Origin of the sequence: Pseudoroseomonas cervicalis ATCC 49957 (assembly GCF_000164635.1) — a bacterium.
GTDB classification, from domain to species: Bacteria; Pseudomonadota; Alphaproteobacteria; order Acetobacterales; family Acetobacteraceae; genus Pseudoroseomonas; species Pseudoroseomonas cervicalis.
In genome coordinates this window covers 1-2,748 of record NZ_GG770977.1, presented here as the reverse complement: position 1 = coordinate 2,748, position 2,748 = coordinate 1, and the positions used below count along the sequence as shown (strand labels likewise).

Here is a 2,748-nt window from a genome sequence, read left to right as displayed (position 1 = left end):
CCGCGGCGGGGCGGCGGGCCGGACATCATGCCGCGGGCGCGCGGCGAAAGGGCAGTGCCGGAGCCGCCGGCGGGCCGCGGGGAGGGCCCCACCCCGGGCCGGAGCAGATCCGGCCCAGCGCAGCACCCCCCGTCCCGGCCCTGACCGGCAGCAGACGGATCAGCGCATCGGGGGGGCGTATTGCAGGCCGCCCTGGGTCCAGAGGCGGTTGATGCCGCGCTGCACGCCGAGCGGGGTGATGTTGCGCTCCCACACCTCGCCGAAATTGCCGACCTGGCGGACGATCTGCACCGCCCAGTCGGCCTGCACGCCGAGCATGCGGCCGAGATCGCCGCTCTTGCCCATGAAGCGCTGCACGTCGGGGTTCGGGCTGTCGGCGAAGGAGGCCAGGTTCTGGCTGGTGATGCCCAGCTCCTCGGCGGTCACCTGGGCGAAATGCGCCCAGCGAACGATGTCGAAGAACTTCCAGTCGCCCTTGCGCACCACGGCGCCGAGCGGCTCCTTCGAGATGATCTCGGGCAGCAGCAGATACTCGGCCGGGTTGGCCTGCGTCGCGCGGAAGGCGGCGAGCGAGGAGGCGTCGTTGGTGTAGGCGTCGCAGCGGCCGGAGTTGAAGGCGGTGCGAATCTCCTCGACGCTCTCGATCACCACCGGGGTGAAGCGCATGCGGTTGGTGCGGAAATAGTCGGCCAGGTTCAGCTCGGTGGTGGTGCCGGGCTGCACGCAGATGGTGGCGCCGTCGAGCGCCTTGGCCGAGGTGACATTCAGCGAGGTCTTCACCATGAAGCCCTGGCCGTCATAGAAATTGATGCTGGCGAATTCGAAGCCGAGCGAGGCCTCGCGCGACAGCGTCCAGGTGGTGTTGCGCGCCAGCATGTCCACCTCGCCCGATTGCAGCGCGGTGAAGCGGTTCTGCGAGGTGGTGTTGACGAAGCGCACCTTGCTGGCGTCGCCGAAGATGGCGGCGGCGACGGCGCGGCAGGTGTCGGCGTCGATGCCGCGCATGACGCCCTGGCTGTCGGGCAGGCTGAAGCCGGCGGTGGTGCCGGTGACGCCGCAGATCAGGGCGCCGCGGGCGCGGATGGCGCCCACCGTGTCGGCCGAGGCCTGGGCGGCGGCGGGGGATGCCAGGCCCAGCGCGGTGGCGGCTGCGACGGCCAGGCCGCCAGCGGCCGCAAGGGCGGTACGGAACATGTTGCTCTCCCTGTTTTTTCGGCCGGTGCCGTGGCACCGGCGGCTTGGGCAGTGTCGGAAACGGACCGGTGCCGCGCAAGGCCGCAACGCCGCCGGATCGGGCAACCCAGCCCGGCAACGCCCAGGAACAAGGCAGTCGCGTCCCAATTCTGCCTATTGTTTGGATTTCAGCATAACATGCTTGTGTGCGCGACACACACGGCAAAGTGACGGACGCGCCCTGCCACCCGAACCGGGCATGGCCGCCCCGCCCCGGCGCCGCCGCGCTTGCGGCGGCGCAGCAAGAGGCGCATTGGCGAAGGCTTCCCCGCGCCGGCCCCGCCGCGCGCGGCCCTGCCCCGTCCTGCCCCGCGGAACCTGCCCCCATGCCTGCCTGGCTTCCCCTGCTGCTCGGCTTCCTCACCGCCATCGGGCCGCTCTCCACCGACATGTATCTGCCGGCCTTCCCGGCGATCGAGGCGGATTTCGGCGCGCCGCACGGCTCGGCGGAGCTGACGCTGGCGGCCTGGTTCCTCGGCCTCGCGGTCGGGCAGCTGGTGCAGGGCACGCTGGGCGACCGGCTGGGGCGGCGGCGGCCGCTGATCGCCGGGCTGCTGGTCTATCTGGCCGGCTCGATCGGCTGCGCGCTCGCCACCGACATCCAGAGCCTGGCGCTGTTCCGCTGCGTCGCGGCCTTTGGCGGCTCGGCCAGCATGGTGCTGCCGCGCGCCATCGTGCGCGACCTGGCCGATGGCCATGCCGCGGCGCGGCTGATGTCGCGGCTGATGCTGGTGATGGGCGCGGCGCCGATCCTGGCGCCCGGCCTCGGCGGGCTGATGATCGAGCTGGGCGGCTGGCGGCCGATCTTCTGGTTCTCCTCGGCCTATGCGGTGCTCTCCGTGCTGCTGGTCTGGCGCCTGCTGCCGGAGACGCTGGCGCCGGAGCGGCGGCTGCGGCTCGGCCCCTCGGCGCAGCTGCTGCGCTACGCGCAGATCCTGCGCGAGCCGAACTTCCTGGCGCATGTCGCCATGGGCTGCGCCGGCATGTTCCTGATGTTCACCTATGTCGGCGGCTCGGCGGCGGTGTTCGTCGGCATGTTCAAGCTGGACCCGGCGCGCTTCGGGCTGATCTTCGGGCTGAACGCGGCGGGCTTCATCATCGCCTCGCAGTTCAACCCGATGCTGCTGCTGCGGCTCGGGCCGCAGCGGCTGGTGCGGCTGGCGGGGGGGCTGATCCTGCTCTCGGCCATGGTGCTGGTGCTGCTGGCCTTCACCTCGCCCTCGCACTGGGCGGTGCTGATGGGGCCGATCCTGGTCGCCGTCTCGGCCAGCGCCTTCGTGCTGCCGAATGCGGCGGTGGGGGCGCTGTCGCGCCATGCCAGCCAGGCGGGCTCGGCCTCGGCGCTGATGGGCACGCTGCAATTCACCGTGGCCGGCAGCAGCGGCGTGCTGCTCAGCCAGTTCGCCGATGGCACGGCGCGGCCGATGGCGCTGCTGATGCTGGCGGGCGCCCTCGGCGTGGTGGTGGCGGAGCGGCTGCGGCCGCGCCGCTGACCACGCCGCCGAACGCCGGGCG

At 72.1% G+C, this 2,748-nt stretch carries 2 protein-coding genes; one reads left to right on the top strand and one right to left on the bottom strand.

The window, feature by feature from the left end:
- Nucleotides 1–159: 159 nt before the first annotated feature.
- The gene (locus HMPREF0731_RS20910) at nt 160–1,194 is read right to left on the bottom strand and encodes an amino acid ABC transporter substrate-binding protein (protein WP_007006230.1); all 1,035 of its coding nucleotides are present in this window, start codon (nt 1,192–1,194) and stop codon (nt 160–162) included.
- Between the two features lie 365 nt (nt 1,195–1,559).
- Between HMPREF0731_RS20910 and HMPREF0731_RS20905 the strand changes: the two genes are divergently transcribed.
- Nucleotides 1,560–2,726 (top strand): multidrug effflux MFS transporter, encoded by a 1,167-nt coding sequence (locus tag HMPREF0731_RS20905; protein WP_007006228.1) that lies wholly within the window; start codon nt 1,560–1,562, stop codon nt 2,724–2,726.
- Nucleotides 2,727–2,748: the final 22 nt, after the last annotated feature.